The 26739-nt window shown below is 70.1% G+C and carries 18 protein-coding genes and 3 rRNA genes; 6 read left to right on the top strand and 15 right to left on the bottom strand.

Annotated features, from left to right (window positions below; all coding sequences use genetic code 11):
- Positions 1–4: 4 nt before the first annotated feature.
- Together ACI1MP_RS12575 and ACI1MP_RS12580 are read right to left on the bottom strand one after the other, a co-directional pair.
- A complete protein-coding gene (locus ACI1MP_RS12575) occupies positions 5–2926 on the bottom strand; it encodes an FtsX-like permease family protein (protein WP_404868691.1) in 2922 nt (973 codons plus the stop codon).
- Entirely contained in the window at positions 2923–5694 is a 2772-nt protein-coding gene (locus ACI1MP_RS12580) for an ABC transporter permease (RefSeq protein ID WP_404868692.1), read from the bottom strand. Before ACI1MP_RS12580 ends, ACI1MP_RS12575 begins: the two co-directional genes overlap by 4 nt.
- A gap of 10 nt (positions 5695–5704) precedes the next feature.
- On the opposite strand from ACI1MP_RS12580, the gene ACI1MP_RS12585 reads away from it, so the two are divergent.
- A complete protein-coding gene (locus ACI1MP_RS12585) occupies positions 5705–5956 on the top strand; it encodes a hypothetical protein (RefSeq protein WP_380344732.1) in 252 nt (83 codons plus the stop codon).
- A 470-nt stretch (positions 5957–6426) separates the two neighbouring features.
- Here the strand turns inward: ACI1MP_RS12585 and rrf are convergent.
- The 6 genes from rrf to ACI1MP_RS12615 form a co-directional block, all read right to left on the bottom strand.
- Positions 6427–6543: ribosomal RNA gene (gene rrf, locus ACI1MP_RS12590) — 5S ribosomal RNA — on the bottom strand.
- A 99-nt stretch (positions 6544–6642) separates the two neighbouring features.
- Positions 6643–9748: ribosomal RNA gene (locus ACI1MP_RS12595) — 23S ribosomal RNA — on the bottom strand.
- 279 nt (positions 9749–10027) lie between these two features.
- Positions 10028–11544, bottom strand: a 16S ribosomal RNA gene (locus ACI1MP_RS12600).
- The 16S, 23S and 5S rRNA genes sit together here, the layout of an rRNA operon.
- Positions 11545–11950: 406 nt before the next feature.
- A complete protein-coding gene (locus ACI1MP_RS12605; RefSeq protein WP_043912253.1) occupies positions 11951–12742 on the bottom strand; it encodes a DUF3710 domain-containing protein in 792 nt (263 codons plus the stop codon).
- A 152-nt stretch (positions 12743–12894) separates the two neighbouring features.
- Positions 12895–13362: a dUTP diphosphatase gene (gene dut, locus ACI1MP_RS12610; protein ID WP_380342233.1), complete on the bottom strand. Its 468-nt coding sequence runs from the start codon at positions 13360–13362 to the stop codon at positions 12895–12897.
- Positions 13359–13940: a PaaI family thioesterase gene (locus tag ACI1MP_RS12615; protein ID WP_380342236.1), complete on the bottom strand. Its 582-nt coding sequence runs from the start codon at positions 13938–13940 to the stop codon at positions 13359–13361. Before ACI1MP_RS12615 ends, dut begins: the two co-directional genes overlap by 4 nt.
- Before the next feature lie 95 nt (positions 13941–14035).
- Between ACI1MP_RS12615 and ACI1MP_RS12620 the strand changes: the two genes are divergently transcribed.
- Complete coding sequence (locus tag ACI1MP_RS12620) at positions 14036–14485, top strand: DUF3093 domain-containing protein (RefSeq protein WP_380342239.1); 450 nt, start codon at positions 14036–14038, stop codon at positions 14483–14485.
- 301 nt (positions 14486–14786) lie between these two features.
- On the opposite strand, the gene ACI1MP_RS12625 is transcribed toward ACI1MP_RS12620, so the two are convergent.
- The 4 genes from ACI1MP_RS12625 to ACI1MP_RS12640 form a co-directional block, all read right to left on the bottom strand.
- Positions 14787–15086 (bottom strand): DUF4193 domain-containing protein, encoded by a 300-nt coding sequence (locus ACI1MP_RS12625; protein ID WP_043909894.1) that lies wholly within the window; start codon positions 15084–15086, stop codon positions 14787–14789.
- A 567-nt stretch (positions 15087–15653) separates the two neighbouring features.
- The gene (locus ACI1MP_RS12630) at positions 15654–16631 is read right to left on the bottom strand and encodes an acyl-ACP desaturase (RefSeq protein ID WP_043909892.1); all 978 of its coding nucleotides are present in this window, start codon (positions 16629–16631) and stop codon (positions 15654–15656) included.
- A gap of 201 nt (positions 16632–16832) precedes the next feature.
- Positions 16833–18137 carry a HAMP domain-containing sensor histidine kinase gene (locus ACI1MP_RS12635; RefSeq protein ID WP_100589825.1) on the bottom strand — a complete coding sequence of 435 codons (1305 nt, stop codon included), beginning with the start codon at positions 18135–18137 and terminating at the stop codon, positions 16833–16835.
- Between the two features lie 46 nt (positions 18138–18183).
- Positions 18184–18837: a response regulator transcription factor gene (locus ACI1MP_RS12640; protein WP_043909888.1), complete on the bottom strand. Its 654-nt coding sequence runs from the start codon at positions 18835–18837 to the stop codon at positions 18184–18186.
- Positions 18838–19306: 469 nt separating this feature from the next.
- On the opposite strand from ACI1MP_RS12640, the gene ACI1MP_RS12645 reads away from it, so the two are divergent.
- A complete protein-coding gene (locus ACI1MP_RS12645; protein ID WP_043909885.1) occupies positions 19307–19492 on the top strand; it encodes a hypothetical protein in 186 nt (61 codons plus the stop codon).
- 77 nt (positions 19493–19569) lie between these two features.
- On the opposite strand, the gene ACI1MP_RS12650 is transcribed toward ACI1MP_RS12645, so the two are convergent.
- Both ACI1MP_RS12650 and ACI1MP_RS12655 read right to left on the bottom strand, forming a co-directional pair.
- A complete protein-coding gene (locus tag ACI1MP_RS12650; RefSeq protein WP_404868693.1) occupies positions 19570–20364 on the bottom strand; it encodes an inositol monophosphatase family protein in 795 nt (264 codons plus the stop codon).
- A gap of 11 nt (positions 20365–20375) precedes the next feature.
- A complete protein-coding gene (locus tag ACI1MP_RS12655; RefSeq protein WP_404868694.1) occupies positions 20376–21512 on the bottom strand; it encodes a ferrochelatase in 1137 nt (378 codons plus the stop codon).
- Between the two features lie 181 nt (positions 21513–21693).
- Between ACI1MP_RS12655 and ACI1MP_RS12660 the strand changes: the two genes are divergently transcribed.
- Both ACI1MP_RS12660 and ACI1MP_RS12665 read left to right on the top strand, forming a co-directional pair.
- Positions 21694–22944 (top strand): MFS transporter, encoded by a 1251-nt coding sequence (locus tag ACI1MP_RS12660; protein WP_404868695.1) that lies wholly within the window; start codon positions 21694–21696, stop codon positions 22942–22944.
- Between the two features lie 129 nt (positions 22945–23073).
- Positions 23074–24375, top strand: coding sequence for a D-arabinono-1,4-lactone oxidase (locus ACI1MP_RS12665; RefSeq protein WP_388000100.1), 1302 nt, complete (start codon positions 23074–23076; stop codon positions 24373–24375).
- A gap of 7 nt (positions 24376–24382) precedes the next feature.
- On the opposite strand, the gene ACI1MP_RS12670 is transcribed toward ACI1MP_RS12665, so the two are convergent.
- Positions 24383–25195, bottom strand: a complete 813-nt coding sequence (locus ACI1MP_RS12670; protein ID WP_404868696.1) for a hypothetical protein — start codon at positions 25193–25195, stop codon at positions 24383–24385.
- Between the two features lie 437 nt (positions 25196–25632).
- Here ACI1MP_RS12670 and sepH point away from each other — a divergent pair, with 437 nt between their 5' ends.
- Positions 25633–26697: a septation protein SepH gene (gene sepH / locus ACI1MP_RS12675; protein ID WP_380342260.1), complete on the top strand. Its 1065-nt coding sequence runs from the start codon at positions 25633–25635 to the stop codon at positions 26695–26697.
- The last annotated feature ends 42 nt before the right edge of the window (positions 26698–26739 follow it).

The following is a 26739-nucleotide window of genomic DNA, read 5'->3' on the forward strand; positions in this document are numbered from 1 at the left end:
CCGACTACTGCGCCCCTTCGCCGAGCCGCAGCAGCTGCGGGACCCGCCAACGCCCCGCCACCCCCTCCAACGCCGCCGCGCACGGCACCAGCACCAGCAGGGCGAGGGCCGCGACGGCGATGGCCGCCCAGTCGGGCGCGAACGCCGGCGCCCCCGGGCCGGAGGTGAAGGCGCGCAGGTCCAGGGCCGGGCCGAGCAGCCACGGCAGGCCCAGGCCGAGCAGGGTGCCGCCGATCACGGCCGCGGCCATCACCGGGAGCAGCTGGACCAGTTGGACGCCCGCTGCGGCCCTGGCGCCCAGGCCCAGGGTCCGCAGGTACGCGAGCATCCGGCCGCGCTCCGCGGAGCCGAGCAGCAGTTCCAGGACCACCGCCGCCAGCCCGAGCAGCAGGCCGATCGCCGCCGCCGATCGGAACGCCAGCTCCAGCGCGGACACCAGACCGTCGTCCGCCGACTCCCTCAACTGGCCCGCCAGGTCGCGCACTTCGACCGGCGCGCCGCGCAGCACCGCGCCACCGGCCGCCCCGGCGCCGCCCGCGCCCGCGGTCGCCGCCGAGGCCGCCACCACCGACCGCAGCCGGGCCCCGTCGATCCGCTGCGCGCCGGCCGGCGAGCCCGCGCGGCCGGGCTCGGCGAACAGCACCGCCGCGTTGCGCTGACCGGTCTGCCGGGGGAGGCGTTCCGCGGCGGGCCCGCCGAACACCAGCAGCGGGCCGCCGCCGACCTCGCCGACCACCGGCCCGATCGCCCGGTCCCGGTCCGCCCCGGCGGGCAGCACGCCGACGATCCGGACCCGGAACCTGCTCGCCCCCGCGTCCGCGTCGAACGACCCGTCGGGGAACCGCGCCGCCGTCCCCGCGTCGGCCAGCGCGGGCAGTTCCGCGCCCGCGACGAGCGGCGCGGACAGGCCCGCCGCGGCCAGCGCCGCCGCCACCGGGGAGCCCGGCTCCAGCCCCGCCAGCGCCGCCTGGTCGACCCCGACCAGGCCCACGCCCTTGACCACCGAACCGTCCTCGTCGGCCGTCAGCGCAGCCACCCCGCCGCGCACCGGCAGCACCCCGCCGACACCCGGCACCTTCGCCAACTCCTCCAGCGGCAACGGGCGTTGCGACGGCCCGAGGACCACCGCGTCCCCGCCGGTGCGCCACTGCGCAGCCTCCACCCGGCCGTGCCGCACCGTCCCGGACACCAGCGCGCCGAACACCGCGCAGGCCAGCGCCGGCACCAGGACCAGCAGCGCGGTCGCCGCCGCCGCGGAACGCCGCCCGGCCTGCGACAGGCCGACCAGCGCGACCGTGCCGCGCCGCCGCCGCGCCCAACCGGTCAGCACCCGCAGCGGCACCGGGTACACCCGCAGCACCACGACCACCGCCGCCAGACCCAACACCACCGGCACCAGGGCCAGTTGGGGATCCGGATCGGCCGTCCCCGGAGCCAGCGCGCCGCGCAGCCGCAACTGCAGCACGCCCATCGCCGCCAGCGCCAGCACCGCGCCCTCCAGCACCAACCGGCCGGACAGCCCCAACGCCCGCTTCACACCCCGCCGTTGCACCGGCTCCCGACCCGCGCGGCGCACCGCCCGGCCCTGCCACCACACCGCCGCCGCAGGCGCGCCCGCGACCAGCACGGCCGCCGCCACCGCCGGCCACCAGGCGCCGAGCGGCCGCTCCCCGGCCAACGGACCGGACACCGCCCGACCCGCCAACACCCCCACCAGGACCGCCGGAGCGGCCTCCAGCAGCCGCACCGCCGCCAACGCGGGCTCACCCGCCCCGCGCGCCCGCTGGAGCGCCAGCACCCCCTCCCTGCGCCGCGCCCCCAGCCGGGCCGCCGCCACCGCCGTGGACACCCCGATCGCCAACAGCCCCGCCAGCGCGAACGACTGCAGTGACACCGTCCGGGCCCGCTGCTCCGCGAACCGGTCCACCAGCGCCGACAGCCGCTCCTGCACCTGCGGCGGCGTCACCGTCCGCACTCCCGCCGAACACGGCGCCGCGTCCGAGACGATCTCGCCGCACACCCGGTCGACCGCCGACCGCTTGAACCCCTTTGCCCCGGACGCCAGTTCACGCACGCCCGCGGCCGTGCCACCGTTCCCCCAGGGCTGCTGCGCCACCCCGAACGCCCAGGTCGCCGACAGCGACAACGACCCGCGTGCCTCCATCGCCTCCAACCCCGCCGGAGCCACCAGCGCCTGCCCGTACCGGATGTACCCCTCCGGCACCGCCGCGTCCAACGGCTCGTTCAGCAGCGGGAGTTCGCGCCACAGGTCGTCCGCGCCGTCGAGCGGCTCGAACTCGCCGACCACCACCGCCTCGGTGGCCCCGGTCTGCCCGGACAACTGCACGCGCTGTCCGACCGCCAGCCCGAACTGCGCCAACCCCTTGCGGGACATGCCCAGTTCGATCGGCGCCTGCTTCGCTCCGTCCGGCTGCCCCGGCGCCCGGCCGGCCACCCAGCGCACCCGGTCGGCCGCGTCCTGCGCGTACGCCAGCGACACCGACCCGGCCCTGCCGTGCGGCCGGGCCACGCCCGCCCCCGACAGGTCCATGCCGTCGCTCTGCGCCCAGCCCGACACCCGCACCAGGGTGTGCGCCAACTCCCCCGACGACCCCTGCCGCATGCTCTCCCCGACCCGCGTCAGGTCGCTGTCCAACGAGCCGAACTGCGGTGCCGTGGACTGGCCGTAGAAGTTCCGCGGCGCGTGCACCGTCGCCCGCGCCGTCACCAGCGGCCCGTCCACCTGCGCCGCCGCCAGCCGCCGGTTCAGCTCCTTCGTCGACAGACCGTCGAACACCGGCGGCCACAGCAGCGACACCACCGTCAGCACCGCCGACACCACTGCCAGCACCACCAGCACCGGCCACCCCGTCCGGGCCTCCCGCAGCGCCGGACGCCACCCCCCGAACCCGCCGAGCCCGCTCATCCGTTCTCCCCCGCCCGCAGCTCACGCGCCAGATCGACCCGCGCCAACATCCGCGACAGCACCAGCACCACCGTGCCGACCCCCAGGCCGGTCGCCAGCACCACCATCGCCGTCCAACCCCAGCCCACCGTCAACTCCAGCGACGGGAACACCGCCCGGCCACTGCCGTCGACCACGATCAACGGCAGCACCACCGCCGCCAGCGCCACCCCCAGCGCCCCGCCCAGCAGCACCGAGAAACCCACCACCGCCAACTGCTCCAGCCGCAGCACGCCGGCCAACTGCCGACGTCGCACCCCGATCGCCCGCAGCACCGCGAACTCCCGCCGCCGCGACCGCGCCGAACCCACCGCGTGCACCGTGAACCCGGCCACCGCGAACACCGGCGACAGCACCAACGACAGCACCAGCGCACTGCGCCGGCCCGACCGGAACGGATCCGCCGCCAGCGCCGCCGCCCGCGACCGGACGCTCTCCACCCGGCCCAGCCGCGGATCCGCCGCGACCGCCCGCTCCGCCCGGTCCATCCCCGCCTTCGACTGCGCCGCCAGCCACCACGCCGTGTCCGTCACCGGCGGCAGCCCCAACCCCGACCGGGCCGCCGACAGCGCCGGCAGATCCACCAGCACCTGCGGCTGGTCCCGGTCCCCGCCGCCCGGGAACTCCGGCAGCACCCCGACGACCCGCAGCCCGAACAGGTCCTCCGAGGTGTCCATCAGCCGCACCTCGCCGCCCATCCCGAACCGGACCTTCCGCACGAACGCCTCGTTCACCAGCGCCGGCACCAGGTACCCCGCCACCGGCATCCCCGCCACCCGCTTCGGCGTCCCCGCCGGCACCAGCCCGAACGACACCCCGTCCGCACCGTCGCCCTGCAACGGATCCGACCCGCGCACCACCGCCGACAGCAACCCGCCGTCGGCCTTCGACACCTCGCACACCCCCGCATCGGCACGCTGCGGCCCGTCGTCCGGCACACCCGGACACCCGAGACCAGCCACCCTGATCTCCCCGCGCGTGACGTTCACCCAGCTCGCGCCGGACGGCACACTGGCCCCCTCGATCCCCGACACCGTCAGCCGGAAGGTCGCCCGCGGAAAACCCCGCGCCGCACTCCGCAACCCCAACTGCGTCACCTGGAGCGGGTAGTTCAACGACCCCGACGCCAACGGCAGCGACACCGTCCGCGCCACCCCGTCCGCCGTCAACTCCGCCTGCACCTGCGTCACCAGGCCGCTCGCGTCCTCCACCTGGGCCACCAGCCACACCCGGCCCACCCGGTCCGCGGCCGACACCGACACCCGCGCCCGCAGCTCCGACGGACGCCCCTCCAGCGGCATCCCGTGCACCGGCAGGTCCTTCCGCAACAACGCCAACTGCCCGTCCAGCGAGCCCGGTTCGAGATCCGACCGAACCGCGGGCACTGCATGCGTCCAGGCCCCAGACGCCATCCGCTCCGACGTCGCCACCGGCCGCACCGCCGACGTGTCCAACGCCAGCACCGAGACCTGCGACCCCTGGATCCGGCCCGCCACCTCGCCCACCGGTGTCACCGCCGCCACCCCCGGCACCGCCGACAACGCCGCCCGCCGCGCCCCCGCCGGCAACTCCCCGCCCGTCACCCGCAGATCCGCCCCCAGGTCGAACGCCGCCCGGTCCCGGTCGCTCGGCCCCTCACCCGCGATGGCCGTCGTCGTCAACGCCCCCACGGCCAACGCCAACGCCATCAACAGCACCGGCGCCGCCTGACCCGCCCGGCCCCGACTCACCTGCCAACCGCTCAACGGAGCCACCAGACCCCGCCCCCGCCGCGCCAACGACTCCAACGCCCGACCCAGCGGCGGCAACAGGCGCAACAGCAGCAACGCCGCCGCCACCGTCATCACCACCGGCGCCGCCACCAGCACCGGATCGAACCCCACCGCACTCGACGCCGGGCTCAACAACCCCTCGTACTGCCGCAGTTGCAGATACGCCAGCACCGCCACCGCCGCCAGCACCAAGTCCGCCCCGGCCCGCTGCGCCACCGCCCGCCGCGCACTGCGCGACGACACCTCCCGCTCACCGCCGTCCGCCGTCCACGCCACCGGCAGCAACGCCGCACAGCCGTGCAGCACCAGCGCCACCCCGGCCACCGCCCACGCCGCCGCACCCGACGCCTCCGCGGCCGCCCCGTCCACCGGCAGCCCCAGCCGCTCCAGCAGCCGCAGCAACGGCCCCGCCACCCACACACCCAGCAGCGCCGCCGGCACCGTGCACAGCGCCCACTCCGCCGCCGCGACACCCAGCAGCCGGGCCCGCCCCGCACCCCGCGCCAACTGCAACAGCAGCTCCGCCCGCCGGAACTCGGTCAGTTGACGGGCAGTCAGCACCATCGTCACCGCCGACAGCACCGCCAGCATCGTCACCGGCACCAGCATCCCCGACCGCGCCACCATCATCGGCGACCGCAGATCGTCCAACGCGGCCGGCAGGTCGCTCGACGCCCGCAACCCCTGCACCGAAGGCTCCGCACCCCGGAACACCGCCCGGACCACGTCACCCCCCGTCAGCCGCTCCACCCGCTCCCGCAGCAGTCCCAGGCCCTCCGGCTGCAACTGCCCCGGCTCCGGCAGGGCCGTCCACTCCACGTCCACCTGGTCGTGCAGCAGCGGATGCGTCCGCAGCAACTCCTGCGACGCCAACAGCAACCCCACCGACGACTCCACCGGCGACGTCGCCCGCCACGCCCGCCACAACCTCTCGGCCTCCGGCAGCTCCCGGTACACCCCGCTCACCGTGACCGCCAACGTCCCGCCGCCCGGCAGCGCCAACGGCACGTCCGCCCCCGTCGACACCCCCAGCCAACGCGCCGCCGACTCCGACACCGCCACCTGCGACAACCCCGCCGGCCAGGCGCCCTGCGCCAACTCCGCCACCCGCTGCGGCTCCGTCACCGCCAACGGCACCATCGCCAGCCCCGACGACGTCCCCGGCGCGGTCGCCTTCGGCAGCGGCGTCCGCACCGGCATCGACCCGTGCAGCACCTGATCGATCTCCGTCGGCATCCCCGGCAACGCCCGGTGCAGCGCCGCCCGCGCCGGTGCATCCGCCGCCGTGTCCCCGCCCTCGACGTACCGCCCCGACAACGAGACCGAAAGTCGCGGATCCCCAGCCAACCGGTGCCGCATCCCCTGCGTCACCGAACTCCCGGTCAGTGCTGTCAGCGCGGTCAACACCGCTACCGCCACCAGCACCGTCACCGCAGCCGCACCCAGCACCACCCCGTGCTGCCCCGCCCGCCGGACCCCCGCAGGCGAGCCCCACCCGTCCGCTCCCATGTCCCCCGAAGCCTTCCCGTCCACCGATGGTCTGGACCAATCTCGATGCCGGGCAGTCTGCCGCCAACCTCGCGCCCAGACAACAACCCGCCGATCACAGACCGGACTCGTTCCACACCGCTGCTCGGGAACGCGAAAAAGCCCCCCGCCGTAAAGGCGGGGGGCTTTCCCTGAAAAATTGTTCGGCGGCGTCCTACTCTCCCACAGGGTCCCCCCTGCAGTACCATCGGCGCTGTGAGGCTTAGCTTCCGGGTTCGGAATGTAACCGGGCGTTTCCCTCACGCTATGACCACCGAAACACTATGAAACTGTCGAACCGGAACCCGCACACCCCACAAGGGCGGGGCGGGATTTCTGTTCGTGGTTTCAGAACCAACACAGTGGACGCGAGCAACTGAGGACAAGCCCTCGGCCTATTAGTACCGGTCAACTCCACCCCTCACAGGGCTTCCATATCCGGCCTATCAACCCAGTCGTCTACTGGGAGCCTTACCCTCTCAAGGAGGTGGGAGTGCTCATCTCGAAGCAGGCTTCCCGCTTAGATGCTTTCAGCGGTTATCCCTCCCGAACGTAGCCAACCAGCCATGCCCTTGGCAGGACAACTGGCACACCAGAGGTTCGTCCGTCCCGGTCCTCTCGTACTAGGGACAGCCCTTCTCAACACTCCTACGCGCACAGCGGATAGGGACCGAACTGTCTCACGACGTTCTAAACCCAGCTCGCGTACCGCTTTAATGGGCGAACAGCCCAACCCTTGGGACCTACTCCAGCCCCAGGATGCGACGAGCCGACATCGAGGTGCCAAACCATCCCGTCGATATGGACTCTTGGGGAAGATCAGCCTGTTATCCCCGGGGTACCTTTTATCCGTTGAGCGACGGCGCTTCCACAAGCCACCGCCGGATCACTAGTCCCTACTTTCGTACCTGCTCGACCCGTCAGTCTCACAGTCAAGCTCCCTTGTGCACTTACACTCAACACCTGATTGCCAACCAGGCTGAGGGAACCTTTGGGCGCCTCCGTTACTCTTTAGGAGGCAACCGCCCCAGTTAAACTACCCACCAGACACTGTCCCTGATCCGGATCACGGACCCAGGTTAGACATCCAGCACGACCAGAGTGGTATTTCAACGGCGACTCCACCATGACTGGCGTCACGGCTTCAAAGTCTCCCACCTATCCTACACAAGCCGAACCGAACACCAATATCAAGCTATAGTAAAGGTCCCGGGGTCTTTCCGTCCTGCTGCGCGAAACGAGCATCTTTACTCGTAATGCAATTTCACCGGGCCTGTGGTTGAGACAGTCGAGAAGTCGTTACGCCATTCGTGCAGGTCGGAACTTACCCGACAAGGAATTTCGCTACCTTAGGATGGTTATAGTTACCACCGCCGTTTACTGGCGCTTAAGTTCTCAGCTTCGCCCGACCGAAATCGGACTAACCGGTCCCCTTAACGTTCCAGCACCGGGCAGGCGTCAGTCCGTATACATCGCCTTACGGCTTCGCACGGACCTGTGTTTTTAGTAAACAGTCGCTTCTCGCTGGTCTCTGCGGCCACCACCAGCTCAGGGAGCAAGTCCCATCACCAGCAATGGCCCCCCTTCTCCCGAAGTTACGGGGGCATTTTGCCGAGTTCCTTAACCACAGTTCACCCGAACGCCTCGGTATTCTCTACCTGACCACCTGAGTCGGTTTGGGGTACGGGCCGCCATGAAACTCGCTAGAGGCTTTTCTCGACAGCATAGGATCATCCACTTCACCACAATCGGCTCGGCATCAGGTCTCAGCCTTGATGTGAGGCGGATTTGCCTACCTCACGGCCTACACCCTTACCCCGGGACTACCACCGCCCGGGCTGGACTACCTTCCTGCGTCACCCCATCGCTCACCTACTGCAGACTTGGATCGGCGGCTCCACCACGTCCCATTGTCCGAAGACTCCGGGCCGGCTTCACGGCCTTAGCATCACCTGGTTCAGCGTTGGCGCTTCAAAGCGGGTACGGGAATATCAACCCGTTGTCCATCGACTACGCCTGTCGGCCTCGCCTTAGGTCCCGACTTACCCTGGGCAGATCAGCTTGACCCAGGAACCCTTGGTCAATCGGCGCAAGAGTTTCCCACTCTTGTATCGCTACTCATGCCTGCATTCTCACTCGTGAACCGTCCACAACTCGATTCCTCGGCTGCTTCACCCGGCACACGACGCTCCCCTACCCATCACAGCCTCCGTTGGGAGTATTGCTGCAATGACACGACTTCGGTGATGTGCTTGAGCCCCGCTACATTGTCGGCGCGGAATCACTTGACCAGTGAGCTATTACGCACTCTTTCAAGGGTGGCTGCTTCTAAGCCAACCTCCTGGTTGTCTCTGCGACTCCACATCCTTTCCCACTTAGCACACGCTTAGGGACCTTAGTCGGTGTTCTGGGCTGTTTCCCTCTCGACCATGGAGCTTATCCCCCACAGTCTCACTGCCGTGCTCTCACTTACCGGCATTCGGAGTTTGGCTAAGGTCAGTAACCCGGTGAGGCCCATCGCCTATCCAGTGCTCTACCTCCGGCAAGAAACACACGACGCTGCACCTAAATGCATTTCGGGGAGAACCAGCTATCACGGAGTTTGATTGGCCTTTCACCCCTAACCACAGGTCATCCCCCAGGTTTTCAACCCTGGTGGGTTCGGTCCTCCACACGGTCTTACCCGCGCTTCAACCTGCCCATGGCTAGATCACTCCGCTTCGGGTCTTGGGCATGCAACTCAAACGCCCTGTTCGGACTCGCTTTCGCTACGGCTACCCCACACGGGTTAACCTCGCTACACACCGCAAACTCGCAGGCTCATTCTTCAAAAGGCACGCAGTCACAGCCCGAAGGCTGCCCCCACGGCTTGTAGGCACACGGTTTCAGGTACTATTTCACTCCGCTCCCGCGGTACTTTTCACCATTCCCTCACGGTACTATCCGCTATCGGTCACCAGGGAATATTTAGGCTTAGCGGGTGGTCCCGCCAGATTCACACGGGATTTCTCGGGCCCCGTGCTACTTGGGAGAAGCTCAAGCGAGCCGTACAGATTTCGTCTACGGGGGTCTTACCCTCTACGCCGGACCTTTCGCATGTCCTTCGACTACCCATACGGTTTCTGACTCGCCCAGCCGCCGGCAGACGACTGAAGAACTTTCCCACAACCCCAACATGGCAACCCCTGCCGGGTCTCACACCATGCCGGTTTGGCCTCATCCGGTTTCGCTCGCCACTACTCCCGGAATCACGGTTGTTTTCTCTTCCTGCGGGTACTGAGATGTTTCACTTCCCCGCGTTCCCTCCACACTGCCTATGTGTTCAGCAGCGGGTGACAGCCCATGACGACTGCCGGGTTTCCCCATTCGGACACCCCCGGATCAAAGCTCGGTTGACAGCTCCCCGGGGCCTATCGCGGCCTCCCACGTCCTTCATCGGTTCCTGGTGCCAAGGCATCCACCGTGCGCCCTTAAAAACTTGGCCACAGATGCTCGCGTCCACTGTGCAGTTCTCAAACAACGACCAGACACCCAAACTCGGCAACCCTTGCGGGCGCCTCGCATGAGGCCGGCATCCCAGAAGAAACGATCACTCGTTCCCTCAGGACCCAACAACGTGCCCGACACACCCGACTCCGAACCCGCGTTCCACACCCCGAGGGGCAGTACTTGCGGTCATCACCGTGTGTGCCGAATAGTCAACGTTCCACCCATGAGCAACCAATCCGAGACGTTCGCTCGGATCTGGCTATGTGCTCCTTAGAAAGGAGGTGATCCAGCCGCACCTTCCGGTACGGCTACCTTGTTACGACTTCGTCCCAATCGCTGGTCCCACCTTCGACGGCTCCTCCCCTTACGGGTTAGGCCACCGGCTTCGGGTGTTACCGACTTTCGTGACGTGACGGGCGGTGTGTACAAGGCCCGGGAACGTATTCACCGCAGCATGCTGATCTGCGATTACTAGCAACTCCAACTTCATGGGGTCGAGTTGCAGACCCCAATCCGAACTGAGACCGGCTTTTTGGGATTCGCTCCGCCTCACGGCATCGCAGCCCTTTGTACCGGCCATTGTAGCACGTGTGCAGCCCAAGACATAAGGGGCATGATGATTTGACGTCGTCCCCACCTTCCTCCGAGTTGACCCCGGCAGTCTCCTGTGAGTCCCCGACATTACTCGCTGGCAACACAGAACAAGGGTTGCGCTCGTTGCGGGACTTAACCCAACATCTCACGACACGAGCTGACGACAACCATGCACCACCTGTACACCGACCACAAGGGGGCTGATATCTCTACCAGTTTCCGGTGTATGTCAAGCCTTGGTAAGGTTCTTCGCGTTGCGTCGAATTAAGCCACATGCTCCGCTGCTTGTGCGGGCCCCCGTCAATTCCTTTGAGTTTTAGCCTTGCGGCCGTACTCCCCAGGCGGGGAACTTAATGCGTTAGCTGCGGCACCGACGACGTGGAATGTCGCCAACACCTAGTTCCCAACGTTTACGGCGTGGACTACCAGGGTATCTAATCCTGTTCGCTCCCCACGCTTTCGCTCCTCAGCGTCAGTAATGGCCCAGAGATCCGCCTTCGCCACCGGTGTTCCTCCTGATATCTGCGCATTTCACCGCTACACCAGGAATTCCGATCTCCCCTACCACACTCTAGCCTGCCCGTATCGAATGCAGACCCGGGGTTAAGCCCCGGGCTTTCACATCCGACGCGACAGGCCGCCTACGAGCTCTTTACGCCCAATAATTCCGGACAACGCTCGCACCCTACGTATTACCGCGGCTGCTGGCACGTAGTTAGCCGGTGCTTCTTCTGCAGGTACCGTCACTTGCGCTTCTTCCCTGCTGAAAGAGGTTTACAACCCGAAGGCCGTCATCCCTCACGCGGCGTCGCTGCATCAGGCTTTCGCCCATTGTGCAATATTCCCCACTGCTGCCTCCCGTAGGAGTCTGGGCCGTGTCTCAGTCCCAGTGTGGCCGGTCGCCCTCTCAGGCCGGCTACCCGTCGTCGCCTTGGTAGGCCATTACCCCACCAACAAGCTGATAGGCCGCGGGATCATCCTGCACCGCCGGAGCTTTCCACCCACTCCCATGCAGGAGCAGGTCATATCCGGTATTAGACCTCGTTTCCAAGGCTTGTCCCAGAGTGCAGGGCAGATTTCCCACGTGTTACTCACCCGTTCGCCACTGATCCACCCCGAAGGGCTTCACCGTTCGACTTGCATGTGTTAAGCACGCCGCCAGCGTTCGTCCTGAGCCAGGATCAAACTCTCCGTGAATGCTTCCACGAAAGAGCGGCACAGCAACCACCGGAATAAGGCGGCCCTGCGCACTGCGTCCTCGCTAGTGATACTTCATAAAGGAATCTCCAACCGATCCAGAAGGACCGGCCGGGGATGTCAACATATCTGGCGTTGACTTTTGGCACGCTGTTGAGTTCTCAAGGAACGGACACTTCCTTCGAGCCGCATTTCTGCGGGCCCTCCGGGCGCTTCGTTCTTTCGTGTTCCCAGCTTATCAGATGTTTTCCGCTCCGTTTTCCGGAGTTTCATTCAGTCCGACTTGCTTTCGTTCGCCCCTCTCGGTGCGACTCCGGAACTGTACGGGGATCGGCGTCCGCAAAGCAAATCCGCCCCCGCACGCGAACGGTGCGGGGGCGGAAGGGGGCGCGGGACGTCTGGAAGGTCAGCGGACCTCGGTGATCTCGGGGCCGCGCGAGAAGGGGTCGATGGAGCCACCCGAGTAGGGGGACTCGGCGTCGGCGGGAGCCGCGGCGCCGTCGGCGACCATCTGCGCGTCCTCGGGGAGCTTGAGGACGATCGGGTCGCGGGGAGCCATGGGGGACTCACCACGGACCACGACGGTCTGCCGGAAGACCTCTTCGAGCAGGCCGGCCATCTCGGGCTGGACCGCGGCCTGGCCGGAGATCACGCCGCGCAGGAACCAGCGCGGGCCGTCACAGCCGATGAAGCGGACCAGCTGGACACCCTGGGTGCCGTCGGGGAGCTGCACCGGGACCTGGGCACGGAGGTGCCAGCCGAGGGTGCCTTCCTCTTCCTCGATGGCGCCGCCCTGGCTGGTGATGCCGTTGGCGATCTCCTCGCGGACCTCGCCCCAGATGCCCTCCGACTTGGGGGCGGCGAAGGCCTGCAGCTGAATGGCGCTGTTGCCGAGCACCAGGGTGGCGGCGACGATCGCGTCCCCGGCCACCTCGACCCGGAGCTCCATGCCCTCGACGCCGGGGACCAGCAGGCCACCCAGGTCGACGCGGCCCTCGGCGGGATTCTCCAGCTCGGAGATGTCCCACGGCCCGTCCGGGCGCGGGGCCGGCGGGAGGCCGACGCGGTCGGCCGGGTCGAGTTCGGTGTCGCTCTCGTTCTCGACGGAATCCTCGACGTCATCGGCCGTCTCGTCGGCGCTGATGGCGTCCTCGGCGAGCTGCTCGACAGCGTCCTCGCTCTTGCGACGACGGAACACGGTCACTGTCCTTCCCGGTCCAAGACCGAATCCAAGACCGAACGCGAATATCTGCTACCTGCTACCCACTGGACCGGCCGAAAATCGTTGCATCGTGCATCGCTTCCACCCGTTCGTCGTGCTGCTCGGCGGAGCCGAGACCGCGGCGCATGCTAGACCGCGGCGTGACCGCCGGTCGAGCCGAACCCGCCTTCGGCCCGGACCGAACCCGGGAGTTCACCCACTTCGTGGAAGCGGGCCTTCTCGACCTGCTGGATGACCAGCTGAGCAATTCGGTCGCCTCGCTTGAAGTTGACCGGCTCCCGAGGGTCCAGGTTGACGACGATCACCTTGATCTCACCACGGTACCCGGCATCGACCGTCCCTGGGGCGTTCACCAGTGCAACTCCGCAACGGGCTGCCAGACCCGAACGGGGGTGGACGAACGCGGCGTAGCCGTCCGGCAGCGCGATGGAGATGCCGGTGGGGAGCAGCGCGCGCTCACCGGGCTGGAGTACGGCGTCCTCGGTGGTGCGCAGGTCGGCGCCGGCGTCGCCGGGGTGCTCGTACGCGGGGAGCGGGATCTCCGGGTCGAGGCGGCGGATCAGGATGTCGACGGGCTGGCGGACGGGGTCGGTCACGGGTTCACCTCGAAGGCTCGGGCGCGTTTGATCTGGTCCGGGTCGTCCAGGACCTTCTGCACGTCCTCGGGACGGCCGTGCGTGGTGAAGTGTTCCAGCTTCACCTGGACGAACAGTGCCTGGGCGCGAATGGCGACCGGCCCGTCGGGGCCGCCGATCCGGCCTTCGGCGGCGCTGTAGACCTTGCGGCCGTGGACTCCGGTCACCTGTGCGTGGATGTGCAGCACGGAGTCGACGGGGACGGGGCGGACGAAGTCGGTCTCCAGGCGGCCGGTGACGGCGGGGGCGGCGAGCAGCCAGTTGAGCGTGCCGAGGGTCTCGTCCATGGCGCTGACCAGGACGCCGCCGTGGGCCAGCCCGGGGCCGCCCTGGTGGGCCGCCTTGACGGTGAACTGCGCGGTGACGTCGAGCTGTTCGCCGGCGACGGCGACGAGCTGGAGCCCGTGCGGGTGGTGCGGGCCGCAGCCGAAGCAGCCGTCGTAGTGGGAGCCGATGACGGTGCCGGGTGCGGGCGCGAGCGGGGAGCGGGGCGGCAGGACGGCGTCCGCAGGCGGGGTGGTGGGGGTGGGTCCGTTCACAGCGGTGACCCTACCTGCCGGTAGCTTCCCGGGACAGGCGCGCCGAGGGGCCCCGGCCACCGGGCCCGGCGTGTGCTGCGCCCACAATGGGAGGCATGTACGAGGAACGTCTCACCGTCCCGCGGTCCTGGTGGCTGCTGCCCGTGGCGCTCGGGCTTTCGTTCGGGCTGATCCTGCTCCGGTTCAGCGGGCTGGGCGCCCTGATCGGGCTGGTCGTGGGGGTGGCCGCCGGGGCGGCGGCCCTGAGCAGCTACGGCTCGCCCCGGATCCGGGTGGTGCAGGGGTCGCTGGTGGCCGGGCAGGCCCGGATCCCGGTGAGCGCGCTGGGCGAGGCCGAGGTGCTGAACCCGAAGGAGGCCGTGGCCTGGCGTTCGGTGAAGGCCGACCCGCGGGCTTTCATGCTGCTGCGCAGCTACGTCCCGACGGCGTTGAAGGTCGCGGTGACGGACCCGGCCGACCCGACGCCGTACCTGTACCTGTCGACCCGGTCTCCGCAGCGGTTGGCGGACGCCCTGGGCGAAGCGGCGGGCAGCCGGAGCCGCTGACCGGTCCGGGGGCTGCGGCGCGGCAGACCCGCGCGACGAACCCGGGCACACGGCGAGCGCGAAGAGCGCGGAGAACGCGAGAGCACGAACAGACCGAAAGGGACGGCCCCTGTGGTGGGGCCGTCCCTTTCGGTCTGTCTGCGTGCACTGCGGGTGCAGGCGCGCGGTTCGCGCTCTGCCGGGTGCGACCGCTCGGGACGGTCGCTGCTTCTGCCTCCGGCCTCGCTGCTCAAGGCCGGACGGGGCGGCGTACCGGGCCGGCGGAGGGGTCTCGCCCGCCCGGGCCAGTGCCGCGCCGTTTTCAGGCGCCGCAGTCCCGGCAGATCGGCTGGCCGTTCTTCTCGCTGTAGAGCTGGCTCCGGTGGTGAACCAGGAAGCAGCTCATGCAGGTGAACTCGTCGGCCTGCCGGGGCAGCACGCGGACCGAGAGTTCCTCGTTGGAGAGGTCGGCGCCGGGGAGCTCCAGACCCTCGTTGGCGTCGTACTCGTCGACGTCGACGGAACCGGAAGCCTTCTCGTTCCGGCGGGCCTTCAGTTCCTCGATGCTGTCCTCGTTGAGGTCGTCATCGGTCTTGCGTGGGGTGTCGTAGTCCGTTGCCATGTTTCGCTCTCCCCCTTTGGGTGTGTGCGGTATCTCCAGCGCACGTAACGCCTGGGGGGCCGGTCTTGTGCCCGACCCGAGGCCGAGATTGTGCCTTACTTCAAGCCCTGTTACTCAATCGACACCCGGCCCGAGGCCCGTTGGGATGATCGAACGGGGTCCGAACGCGGTCCACCGCGCGAGTGAACCGGTCGGAGCCGCGGACCGTTGATCGTGACGGTGGGTGGCGACCGTCCGGCGGCCGGGGTGACAACTCGACGGGGAGTAAAGGTTCTTGACGATCGTTCGAGCTGCCGGGGATCGCCCCGAATGGTGACTCACCGCTACCGACCAACCCGAACGGGTGATCACCCCGACGAGTGGCGCGATCGAGCCGCCCGGCGAGGTGTGATGTTCGTCACATCTGGCGCGAGTGCGGGCGTTTCCCGTGAAAACGGGCCTTTCGACCCGGTCGTGCGCGGTCGGATTGTCCGCATACCGACCGGAATCGAACGGAAGCGTTCCGTGTTCCGATGGCCACGCTCGGGCGTGGGCGGCGATCGGACTCGGCCCCGGCGGCGATCGGGCTCAGGCGCGGGCGGCGGCCGCGGCGGCCCGGCGGGCGAGCAGTGCGGCCTGGCGCTCGTCGAAGCGGGTGGCCTGGGCGTTCAGACCGTCCAGGAAGGCGCCCAGCTCGTCCTGGGCGTGCTGGCCGACCGGGCCGAGGCCGGTGATCTCCATGACCTTCAGGTGGCGCAGCACCGGCTGCAGCACGTCGTCGTGGTGGATCCGCAGGTTGTAGATGCCGCCGATGGCGATCTGGGCGGCCGAGCGCTCGAAGCCGGGCATGCCGTGGCCGGGCATCCGGAAGTTCAGCACCACGTCGGCGACGGCGCGCATGGCCTGGTCGGGGGCGATCTCCAGGGCGGCCTTCAGCAGGTTCCGGTAGAAGACCATGTGCAGGTTCTCGTCGTTGGCGATCTTGGCCAGCAGCTGGTCGCAGAGCTCGTCGCCGGAGTGGTGGCCGGTGTTGCGGTGGGCGATCCGGGTGGCCAGCTCCTGGAAGGCGACGTAGGCGACGGACTGCAGCATGCTGTGCGCGTTGTCGGACTCGAAGCCCTCCGACATGTGCGCCATCCGGGCCCGCTCCAGCTCGACCGGGTCGACGGCCCGGGTGGCCAGCAGGTAGTCGCGGATCGCTATGCCGTGCCGGCCCTCCTCCGCGGTCCAGCGGTGCACCCAGGTGCCCCAGGCGCCCTCGCGGCCGAACATGCTGGCGATCTCGTGGTGGTAGCTGGGGAGGTTGTCCTCGGTCAGCAGGTTGACCACCAGCGAGATCCGGGCCAGCGGGGTGACCTTGGACTGGTCGAGGGACCAGGCCTCGCCGCCGAGCACGCCGTCGAAGTCCCGCCCCCGGCTCCACGGCACGTACTCGTGCGGCATCCACTCCTTGGCCGCCTTGAGGTGACGATTCAGCTCGGTCTCCACGACCTCTTCGAGCGCGAGGATCAGCCTGGCGTCGGTCCAAGCGGTCGTTGCGGTGCGCTGCACGGGGGCGATGGTCACGGCGTTGCTCCTGCTGATGTGCGGGCGGACCTACGGCTGCGTAGGTTACGACACCGTAAGTTGTCGCGCCCGCAAATGACAAGCCGCCCCTGTCCAGCGCTTATGTCGTTCCGACAAAGGCTGAGCAGGGGCGGCTGAGGGCGTCCCGGCACCGGAAAACGCCGTGGGCGGGCACAGGCGGCCCGGAGGGCGGTCCGGCGACTAAGGGATGCGGACCTGGATGCGCAGGCCTCCTCCGGGGCGGGCAGTGGCCTCCAGGGTGCCTCCGTGGGCGCGCACCACGGAGCGGACGATCGACAGGCCGAGACCGACGCCCTTGTCGCTGCGGGTGCGGTCGGTGTTCTTCAGCCGGCGGAACGGCTCGAAGATGTGGTCCAGCTCGTAACCGGGCACCACCGGGCCGGTGTTGCTCACCACCAGCTCGCCGCCCCCGCCGCGGACCGCCGCGGTGGTGATCTCCACCCAGCCGCCGGGGCTGTTGTAGCGAACGGCGTTCTGCACCAGGTTGAGCGCGATCCGCTCCAGCAGCACGCCGTTGCCGTGGGCGGGCGCGGCGGCGAGCTCGGGGCGCAGCTCCACCTCGCGGTTGCCGGCCTCCGGGCGGATCTGCTCCAGCGCGCGCTGGGCGACCTCGGCGAGGTCGACCGGACGGCGCTCGGTCAGCTCGTTCTCGCTGCGGGCCAGCAGCAGCAGGCCCTCCACCAGCTGTTCGCTGCGCTCGTTGGTGGCCAGCAGGGTCTTGCCGAGCTGTTGCAGGTCGGGCGAGGTGTTCGGGTCGGAGAGCTGCACCTCCAGCAGGGTGCGGTTGATCGCCAGCGGGGTGCGCAGCTCGTGCGAGGCGTTGGCGACGAACCGGTGCTGGGAGTCGAAGGCGCGGTCGAGGCGCTCCAGCATCTCGTCGAAGGTGTCGGCGAGTTCCTTGAGCTCGTCGTCCGGGCCGTCCAGGTTGATCCGGCGGTGCAGGTCGGAGCCGGCCACCTCGCGGGCGGTGCGGGTGATCCGGCCGAGCGGGTGCAGCACCCGGCCGGCCACCGTGTAGCCGACCGCGAACGCGATCACGGCCAGGCAGACCAGCGCGGTGAGCGCCCTGCGCAGCAGCGCGGAGAGCGCCTCGTTGCTCCGGGTGGACTGGAAGTTCGCCAGCCACCGGTCGAGGTCGGCCTGGTTGGTCAGGTTGGTGCCGTCGTAGGCCCGCAGTGTGACGCCCTGGCCGAGGGTGAAGTGCGGCACCAGGTCGACCTGGAAGGCCGAGCGGACGAAGTAGTACATCAGCAGCAGCAGCACCACGCCGGCCATCAGGAACATCCCGCCGTACAGCAGGGTGAGCCGGATGCGGATGGTGGGGCGCAGCGACAGCCAGGCGAACAGACCGTCGCCGGGACGGTAGGCGTCGTCGTCCCGGCCGGGGCCGGGCCGGCGCGGGGGGTGGTTCGGACGCGGGGGCACCTGGCCCGGGCCCGGGGTGGGCACGCCGGGGGCCCCGCCGGGCGGTGGCGGGGTGGTCATGGCCGGAAGTCCTCTCAGACGGCGGTGGGGGTTGCGACGGGGCGGGTCAGACCCGGTAGCCGGAGCCGGGGACGGTGACGATCACCGGCGGGTCGCCGAGCTTGCGGCGGAGCGTCATCACGGTGACCCGGACCACGTTGGTGAACGGGTCGGTGTGCTCGTCCCAGGCCTTCTCCAGCAGCTGCTCGGCGGAGACCACCGCGCCGCCGGCCCGCATCAGGACCTCCAGTACGGCGAACTCCTTGGGGGCGAGCTGGACCGGCTTGCCCTCCCGGATCACCTCGCGGCGGCCCGGGTCGAGGCTGATCCCGGCGCGCTCCAGCACGGGCGGCAGCGGGACGGTGGCGCGCCGGCCCAGGGCGCGGACGCGGGCGACCAGCTCGCTGAACGCGAACGGCTTCGGGAGGTAGTCGTCGGCGCCGATCTCCAGGCCCTCGACGCGGTCGCTGATGTCGCCGGAGGCGGTCAGCATGATCACCCGGGTGGCCAGGCCCTGCTCGACGATGCGGCGGCAGACGTCGTCGCCGTGCACCAGCGGGAGGTCCCGGTCGAGCACCACCACGTCGTAGTCGTTCACGGCGATCCGCTGCAACGCGGCCTCCCCGTCGTAGACGACGTCGACCGCCATGGCCTCCCGGCGCAGACCGGTGGCGACGGCCTCGGCGAGCAGCTGCTCGTCCTCGACGACGAGTACCCGCACGGTGGTGTCCCTTCTCCTGGAGCGGCCCAGGCCGTGCTGCCCGTGCGGGCCGTGATGCGCCGGGCGCGGATCCGGGCATGCGGATCCGACGGTGCCTCCATCCTGCCTGGTCGCGCGGTAAAGCAGTCATAAGCCCGGTGCGCCGACGGCGAAACCGGAGGCGCCGGATGCCGCTTGGACTGTGACTCGGGCAACTTTCCGGCGAGTTGAGGTTTCCCGGCCCTGGGGGTGGGGAGGACACGTGCACACCGTGATGCCGCCCCGTGGCGGTTCTTCACGGCCACCACCCGCCGAGTGCCCCATCCGCACCGGCAGTGAATCGAGAGCCACCGGGTCGCGGCCCGCGCGCCGCCCGAGCACCCGACCGGATCCTGCACCGGTCGTCAGGTGTCCGTCCGGGGTTCATCCGATTCCGTGCCGGGGGGCTGCTCGGGACCGTGCCCGTCCGACACAGGAAAAGGGGGCCCGTATGGACGCCTTCACCGCCGGAATCCTTCAGCGGATCCAGAACGCCGAGCAGGATCTGCACCGCGCGATCGAATCCGGGGACGAGTTCCTGGCGGAGGTCGAGCAGTCCGAGCTGGAAGACCTTCAGCGTCTCGCCGCCGAACACGGCGTGGACCCGATGCTCGGAACGCACCGCTCCGCCGCCTGATCCCACCTTCAACGCACCAGCGAGCCCCGGCACGGTCTCCCGTACCGGGGCTTTTCGCTGTCCGGGGCGCCCGGGGCTCAGTCGTGCCAGGCGCCGAGTTCCTCCAGTCGGGCCTGCAGCGGCTCGAACACGCCGGGCGGGGCGGCGACGGTGAGCTCGCCGTCCGCGGGCAGGCCCGGGCGGGAGCCGGTGAGCGCGCCGGCCTCGCGGGCGATCAGCACGCCGGCCGCCCGGTCCCAGGGGGCCAGGCCGCGCTCGAAGTAGCCGTCGAAGCGGCCGGCGGCCAGGTCGCACAGGTCGACGGCGGCCGCACCGGCCCGGCGGATGTCGCGGACCTCGCCCATCAGCGCGTGCAGCACCTCGGCCTGGTGGACCCGCCGCTCGCGCAGGTAGCCGAAGCCGGTCGCCACCAGTGCCTGGCCCCAGACGGGGGCCGGGCGGACGGCGAGCGGGCGGCCGTTCAGCTGGGCGCCGCGGCCGCGCACCGCCTGGAACAGCTCGCCCCGGGCGGGCACCGAGACCACGCCGACCACTGCTTCGCCGTCCAGTTCGGCGGCCACGCTGACGGCCCAGGAGGGAAGCCCGTAAAGGTAGTTGACCGTGCCGTCGAGCGGGTCGACCACCCAGCGCACGCCGCTGGTGCCGGGGCGGTCGGCGCCCTCCTCGCCGAGGTAGCCGTCGTCGGGGCGGCGGGCCGAGATCAGCTCCAGCACGAGCTTCTCGGAGGCCAGGTCCATCTCGGTCACCACGTCCACCGGGCTGCTCTTGGTGGCGGCGACGCCGAGGTCCTCGGGTCGGCCGTCGCGGAGCAGTTCACCGGCGCGGGTGGCGGCCTCGACGGCGGTGGCGAGCAGGTCGTCCAGCAGTTCCACGTTTCGATCCTTCAGGCTTCGGCGGCGGCGGGGCGGGGTGCGCGCGGGTTGGGGCAGCAGGCGGTGGCGCACACGTCGTGGCTGGGGCCGAGGGCGCCCAGCGCGCAGCGGGTGACCGGCTCGCCGCGCTGGGCGGCGGCCCGTTCCACGACGAGTTCGCGGACGGCGGCGGCGAACCGCGGGTCGGCGCCGACGGTGGCGGCCCGGGCGACCGGCAGGCCGAGTTCGGCGGCCTTGGCCACCGCCTCGGTGTCCAGGTCGTACTTGACCTCCATGTGGTCGGAGACGAACCCGATCGGCACCATCACCACGGCCGCGGCGCCGTCGGCGTGCTGGGCCTCCAGGTGGTCGCAGATGTCCGGTTCCAGCCACGGGACGTGCGGGGCGCCGCTGCGGCTCTGGTAGACCAGCTGCCAGGGCCGGTCGGTGACGCCGGTGTGCTCGGCGACCGCCTCGACGATCAGCCGGGCGACGTCCAGGTGCTGGGCGACGTAGGCGCCGCCGGGAGTGCCGCGGGCCGGGTCGTCGGGGGCGCCGGAGGTCTCCGCCATGGCGGTCGGGATCGAGTGCGTGGTGAACGCCAGCCGGGCGTTCTCCCGTGCTCCGTCGGGGAGTTCGGCGAGTGCGGCGAGGGTGGCGTCGATCATCGGCCGGACGAAGCCGGGGTGGTTGTAGAAGTGCCGCAGCTTGTCGACGGTCAGCTCGGGCCGGCCCTCGGCGGCCAGCTGCGCCAGCGCGTCGGCCAGGTTCTCCCGGTACTGCCGGCAGCCGGAGAAGCCCGCGTAGGCGCTGGTGGCGAGCACCAGCACCCTGCGGTGCCCGTCGTCGGCGATCTCCCGCAGGGTGTCGACCAGGTACGGCGCCCAGTTCCGGTTGCCCCAGAAGACCGGCAGGTCGAGGCCGTGGTCGGCGAAGTCCTTGCGGAGCGCGGCCAGCAGCTCGCGGTTCTGCCCGTTGATCGGGCTGATCCCGTCGAACAGGAAGTAGTGCTTGCCGACCTCGATCAGCCGCTCCTTCGGGATGCCGCGTCCCCGGGTGACGTTCTCCAGGAAGGGCACCACGTCCTCGGGGCCCTCCGGCCCGCCGAAGGACAGCAGCAGCAGCGCGTCGTACGGCGCGGGGTCGGTGAGGGTGCGCGTGTCGGGCATGGCTCCGATCCTGCCACCCGTGACGGTGCGGCCCGCGCACGGCTGTCGGCGGCACGGTGTCCGGATTATCCCGGGTGCGGATGATGGATCACGGTTCGTAAGCTGTCCGGGCGATAGTTGTGCCTTACCGCTGTCTCTCGACCGCCCATCCGTGCCGCACCCCGTCCGACGGAGCCACCCCGTGCTGTCCAGCTACCGCCAGATATTCGCCGCTCCCGGCAGTCTGGCCTTCTCCTCCTCCGGGCTGATCGCCCGCCTGCCGATCTCGATGACGGGCATCGGCACCGTCACCATGCTCGCCGAGATGAAGGGCACCTTCTGGCTCGGCAGCGCACTGTCCGCCACCCTCGCGGTCTCCGCGGCGATCCTCGGCCCGTGGATCTCCCGGCTGGTCGACCGGCACGGCCAGCGCCGGATCGCACTGCCCGCCACCCTGGGCACCGTCCTGGCGGCGGCGGGCCTGCTGCTCGGCGCCCGGACCGGCCTGCCGGACTGGACGCTGTTCGTGTTCGCGGCCGGCATGGGCGTGATGCCGAGCACCGGGTCGATGGTCCGCGCCCGCTGGGCACACCTGTACCGGAACGAGCCGCCGAAGCTGCACACCGCGTACTCCTTCGAGGCGGTGGCGGACGAGATCTGCTTCATCGTCGGCCCGATACTCGCGGTCTCGCTGGCCACCACCGTGTTCCCCGAGTCCGGCGTGCTGCTGGCCGCGGTCTTCCTGGTGGTCGGCGTCCTGCTGTTCACCGGCCAGCGGCGCACCGAGCCGCCGGTGCATCCGGCCGCGCATCAGGCCGGGCCCAGCGTGATCGCCAACCGGGGCCTGCAGATCCTGGTGATGACGCTGGTCGCCACCGGCGGCGTGTTCGGCTCGGTCGAGGTGGTCACTGTCGCGTTCGCCAAGGCCCAGCAGCACACCGGCGCCTCCGGCCCGGTGCTGGCCGTCTACGCGCTCGGCTCCTGCCTGGCCGGCGCGGTGTTCGGCACCCTGAAGCCGGCCGGTTCGATGGCCCGCCGGTTCCTGATCGGGGTGACGGTGATGGCCGTCGGCATGGTGCCGCTGATCCTCGCGGCCCAGCTGATGGACGGCACCGCCGCGCTGATCGGCGTCGGCACCGCGCTGTTCCTGTCCGGTCTGGCCATCTCGCCGACCCTGATCACCGCGATGGCCCTGGTCGAGCGCCTGGTCCCGGCCGCCCAGCTGACCGAGGGCATGACCTGGACCACCACCGGCATGGCGCTGGGCGTGGCGGTCGGTTCCTCGGCGGCGGGCCTGGTGGTGGACGCCAGTGGCGCGGCCAACGGCTACTGGGTGCCGGTCGCCGCCGCGGGCTTCGGGGCACTGGCCGCGTACGCGGGCATGTCCCGGCTGCGCCACCAGCTGGCCGCGGCCGAGCAGCCGGCCGTGCCGGCGGAGTCCGTCGCCTCCTGACGTCCACGATGTGAGCCGCCCTCATGTTGGGTCCTTCGGACCATGGACCTGCACGCAGGCAGTGACTACGCTCCCCCTACCCGCCGGTAGAACCGGCAGGCGGTACGTGCGAGCGGGAGGGCTCTGGAGATGACCGAGGTCTGGCGGAACTGGGCGGGGAACCAGAGTGCGCGGCCCGCGCAGGTGACGGCGCCGGGCTCGGTCGAGGAGCTCGCGGCGGCGATCAAGGCGGCCGCCGAGGCCGACCGCCCCGTGAAGGCGGTCGGCTCCGGCCACTCGTTCACCGCGATCGCCGCCGCCGGCGACGCCGTGATGGTGCGCCCGGACCGGCTGACCGCGGTGCGCGGGATCGACCGCGCGGCGGGCACCGTCACCGTCGAGTCGGGCCTGCCGCTGCACCGGCTGAACCGGCTGCTGGCGGCCGCCGACCTGTCGCTGACCAACATGGGCGACATCGAGGTGCAGACGGTGGCCGGCGCCACCAGCACCGGCACCCACGGCACCGGCCGGGACTCCGGCTCGCTGGCGGCGCAGATCCGGGCGGTGGAGATCGTCCTCGCCGACGGCTCGGTGCAGACCTGCTCGGCCACCGAGAACCCCGAGCTCTTCCAGGGCGCCCGCCTCGGCCTGGGCGCGCTGGGCGTGATCAGCGCGCTGACCTTCGCAGTGGAGCCGATGTTCCTGCTCAGCGCGCACGAGAAGCCGATGGGCTTCGACGAGGTGCTCGGCGACTTCGACGAACTGACCGCCGTCAACGAGCACTTCGAGTTCTACTGGTTCCCGCACACCGACCGCTGCTCGACCAAGCGCAACAACCGCAGCCAGGGACCGGCCGCGCCGCTGCCGAAGTTCAAGGCCTGGCTGGACGACGACTTCGTCTCCAACACGGTGTGGGAGGGCGTCTGCCGGGTGGGCCGGACGTTCCCCGGCTCGATCCCGACCATCGCCCAGGTCGCCAGCCGCGCCTGGTCGGAGCGCCGCTTCACGGACCAGGCGTACAAGGTCTACACCAGCCCCCGCAAGGTCCGCTTCGTGGAGATGGAGTACGCGGTGCCGCGCGAGGCGGCCACCACCGTGCTGCGCGAGCTGAAGGCGCTGGTGGAGCGCTCCGACTGGCGGATCAGCTTCCCCGTCGAGGTCCGGACCGCCCCGGCGGACGACCTGTGGCTGTCCACCGCGAACGGCCGGGACAGCGTGTACATCGCCGTCCACCTGTACCGGGGCACCCGCGAACTGGGCTACTTCACCGAGGTGGAGAAGCTGATGACGGCCCACCGGGGTCGTCCGCACTGGGGCAAGCTGCACACCCGGGACGCCGAGTACCTGTCGTCCGTCTACCCGCACTTCGGCGACTTCACCGCGCTGCGCGACAAGGTCGACCCGGAGCGCCGGTTCGCCAACGACTACCTGCGCCGGGTGCTCGGCGCCTGACCGCCCGTCAGCCCGCCGCGCCCGCGCCCGCGCCGGGCGCGGCGTCCGGCCCGGCCGTGCCGGCCGGGGCTGGGCCGGGGTGGGCCTCGCCGGTGGCCGCCGGGGAGCCGCCGGCGCTGGGCGACGCGGTCGGCTCGGGCGTGGTGGACGGCCGGGCCGAGGTGCTGGGCGCGGGCGAGCCGGAACTCCCGGACGAGGGGCGGTCGCTGGGCCAGTGCCGGGACGGCTCGCTGCTCGGCGACTGCGCCGGGGCGGGCTGCTGCCGGTCGTCCTTGCCGCCGCCGTCGACGCCCTTGTCGCCACCGCCGACGGACGGGCGGGACGGGTTGAACGAAGTGCCGCTGCCGTCCTGGCCGGTGGTGATGTCGTGCAGCGGTTTTCCGGCGGCGAGTTCCACCGAGACGATCGGCACCATCGCAATAACGAACACCAGTGCGGATACCGCCGTGTAGGACTTCCAGGTCCACCGACGTTTCGCCCGCACCAACTGCGGCGCGTTCCAGTCCTGGCTGATTCCGCCCGCCGGAGCCGGCCGGGGAGGTTCGGCGGGCGCGGATTCGGCGCCGCGATTGCGCAGTCGTTCCCCGGTGCGTTTGAACAGGTGCTGGAAGACCGCGCTTCCGGTCGTCGCCCCCACCGAGACGACGGCCGCGCCGAGTATCGTTCCGTACACTCCGAGTTCCGAGGCGAGGACCGCGCCGACCACCGTCGCCAGCGCGCTCGCCGCGACCTGAGTCATCGTCAGATCAAGCCGCTTGCGCTCGCCCTTCTCCTCGGCACCGGCCGCTCCGTGCGCGAACTGCTCCCTCTGCTGCGGCATCACTGTCCCTCGGTCGGCGTGTCGGAATTTCGAACAAGTCTCTCCATCTTGCCCAAAGAAGGACACAAGGGTCGAAAATCCGGTTCCTCCCGGTCGATATATGTGAAGATGATCACCGTCCGCCGATCACCGGACGTCCTATGGGGTGCACACTCTTGAGATTCCGATGATTCGCGGGAGACTTGAGCGGCGAGCCGCCCCTCTGGATGCCACGAATGGAGTACTGTTCGTGGAGCCTGAGCCTTCGGTCCCGCCTGTCGACACTCCGTCAGACGACGGCCCGGGCGCCCGGGTGCGATGTCGACGGCGACGTGGCAAACAGGCAACCGTGCCACAGCGGCGCGCCCGGGTGAAAGCCCGACACGCCGGGTAACTCTGCAAGGTTGTGGCCACTCGCCAGCGGGCAGGCCACACTCAGTACGGGAGCAGCGACGCAGGTGACGTCGGCAGGCACCACCCGGGAGGTAACCGTGCCCGAACTGCGCGTCGTGGCCGTCAGCAACGACGGCACACGGCTGGTGCTCAAGGCTGCCGACAGCACGGAGTACACCCTTCCGATCGACGAGCGGCTGCGCGCCGCCGTCCGGGGTGACCGGCCGCGGCTGGGCCAGATCGAGATCGAGGTGGAGAGCCACCTCCGCCCGCGCGACATCCAGGCGCGGATACGAGCCGGTGCCTCCGCCGAGGAGGTCGCCCAGGCCGCCGGCATCTCGGTCGACCGCGTACGCCGCTTCGAGGGTCCCGTGCTGGCGGAGCGCGCCTTCATGGCCGAGCGGGCCCGCAAGACGGCGATCCGCCGCCACGGCGAGTCCACCGGCCCCCAGCTCGGCGAGGCCGTCGCCGAGCGGCTCGCGCTGCGCGGCGCCGAGAAGGACACCGAACGTTGGGACTCCTGGCGCCGCGACGACGGCACCTGGGAAGTCATCCTCACCTACCGCGCCGAGGGCGAACACCGCCGTGCCGCCTGGTCGTACGACCCGCCGCGGCGGCTGGTGCAGCCGAACGACGACGAGGCGCGCGCGCTGATCGGCGAGAACGTGGAACGCGAGGAGGACTCGGTCTTCCCGTTCATCCCGCGGATCGCCCGGCTGCCCCACGATCGCCCGGCGCGCCCGATGATCGAGCGTCCCTCCGCCGACCGCATCATGCACCGCGAGGCGGTCGCCGCGGTCTCCCCCGAACGCGACTCCCTCACCAGCCTGTTGGACGTCGTGCCCTCCTACCGCGGAGACCTGACGCCGGTCGGGCCGAGCGTGGAGACCACGGTCACCGAGGAGCCCGAGGAGATCGAGGAACCCGCGAGTGCGCCTGCGGCGAGCGTCGGCGCGGGCTCCGCGTACGCGGACATCCTGATGCCGCGGTCGGTCTCCCCGCACCGCGACCGCATGGTCGGCGCGACCGACCGCCAGGCCGAGGCGGACGGCGTCCGACCCGGGCGGCGGGCGACGGTGCCGAGCTGGGACGAGATCGTCTTCGGCTCGCGCCGCAAGAAGCCCGAGTAAGAGATCCGGGAGGGCCCCGTCAGGGGCCCGTGGGGGCACCTG

Source organism: Kitasatospora griseola (genome assembly GCF_044999035.1).
Taxonomy (GTDB): domain Bacteria; phylum Actinomycetota; class Actinomycetes; order Streptomycetales; family Streptomycetaceae; genus Kitasatospora; species Kitasatospora griseola.

What these genes read in the sequence shown, in the direction of transcription:
- ACI1MP_RS12575 (WP_404868691.1), bottom strand. Translation starts at nt 2,926, where the DNA reads ATGAGCGGGCTCGGCGGGTTCGGGGGGTGGCGTCCGGCGCTGCGGGAG.
- ACI1MP_RS12620 (WP_380342239.1), top strand. Translation starts at nt 14,036, where the DNA reads ATGTACGAGGAACGTCTCACCGTCCCGCGGTCCTGGTGGCTGCTGCCC.
- ACI1MP_RS12625 (WP_043909894.1), bottom strand. Translation starts at nt 15,086, where the DNA reads ATGGCAACGGACTACGACACCCCACGCAAGACCGATGACGACCTCAAC.
- ACI1MP_RS12635 (WP_100589825.1), bottom strand. Translation starts at nt 18,137, where the DNA reads ATGACCACCCCGCCACCGCCCGGCGGGGCCCCCGGCGTGCCCACCCCG.
- ACI1MP_RS12645 (WP_043909885.1), top strand. Translation starts at nt 19,307, where the DNA reads ATGGACGCCTTCACCGCCGGAATCCTTCAGCGGATCCAGAACGCCGAG.
- ACI1MP_RS12655 (WP_404868694.1), bottom strand. Translation starts at nt 21,512, where the DNA reads ATGCCCGACACGCGCACCCTCACCGACCCCGCGCCGTACGACGCGCTG.
- ACI1MP_RS12665 (WP_388000100.1), top strand. Translation starts at nt 23,074, where the DNA reads ATGACCGAGGTCTGGCGGAACTGGGCGGGGAACCAGAGTGCGCGGCCC.
- ACI1MP_RS12670 (WP_404868696.1), bottom strand. Translation starts at nt 25,195, where the DNA reads ATGCCGCAGCAGAGGGAGCAGTTCGCGCACGGAGCGGCCGGTGCCGAG.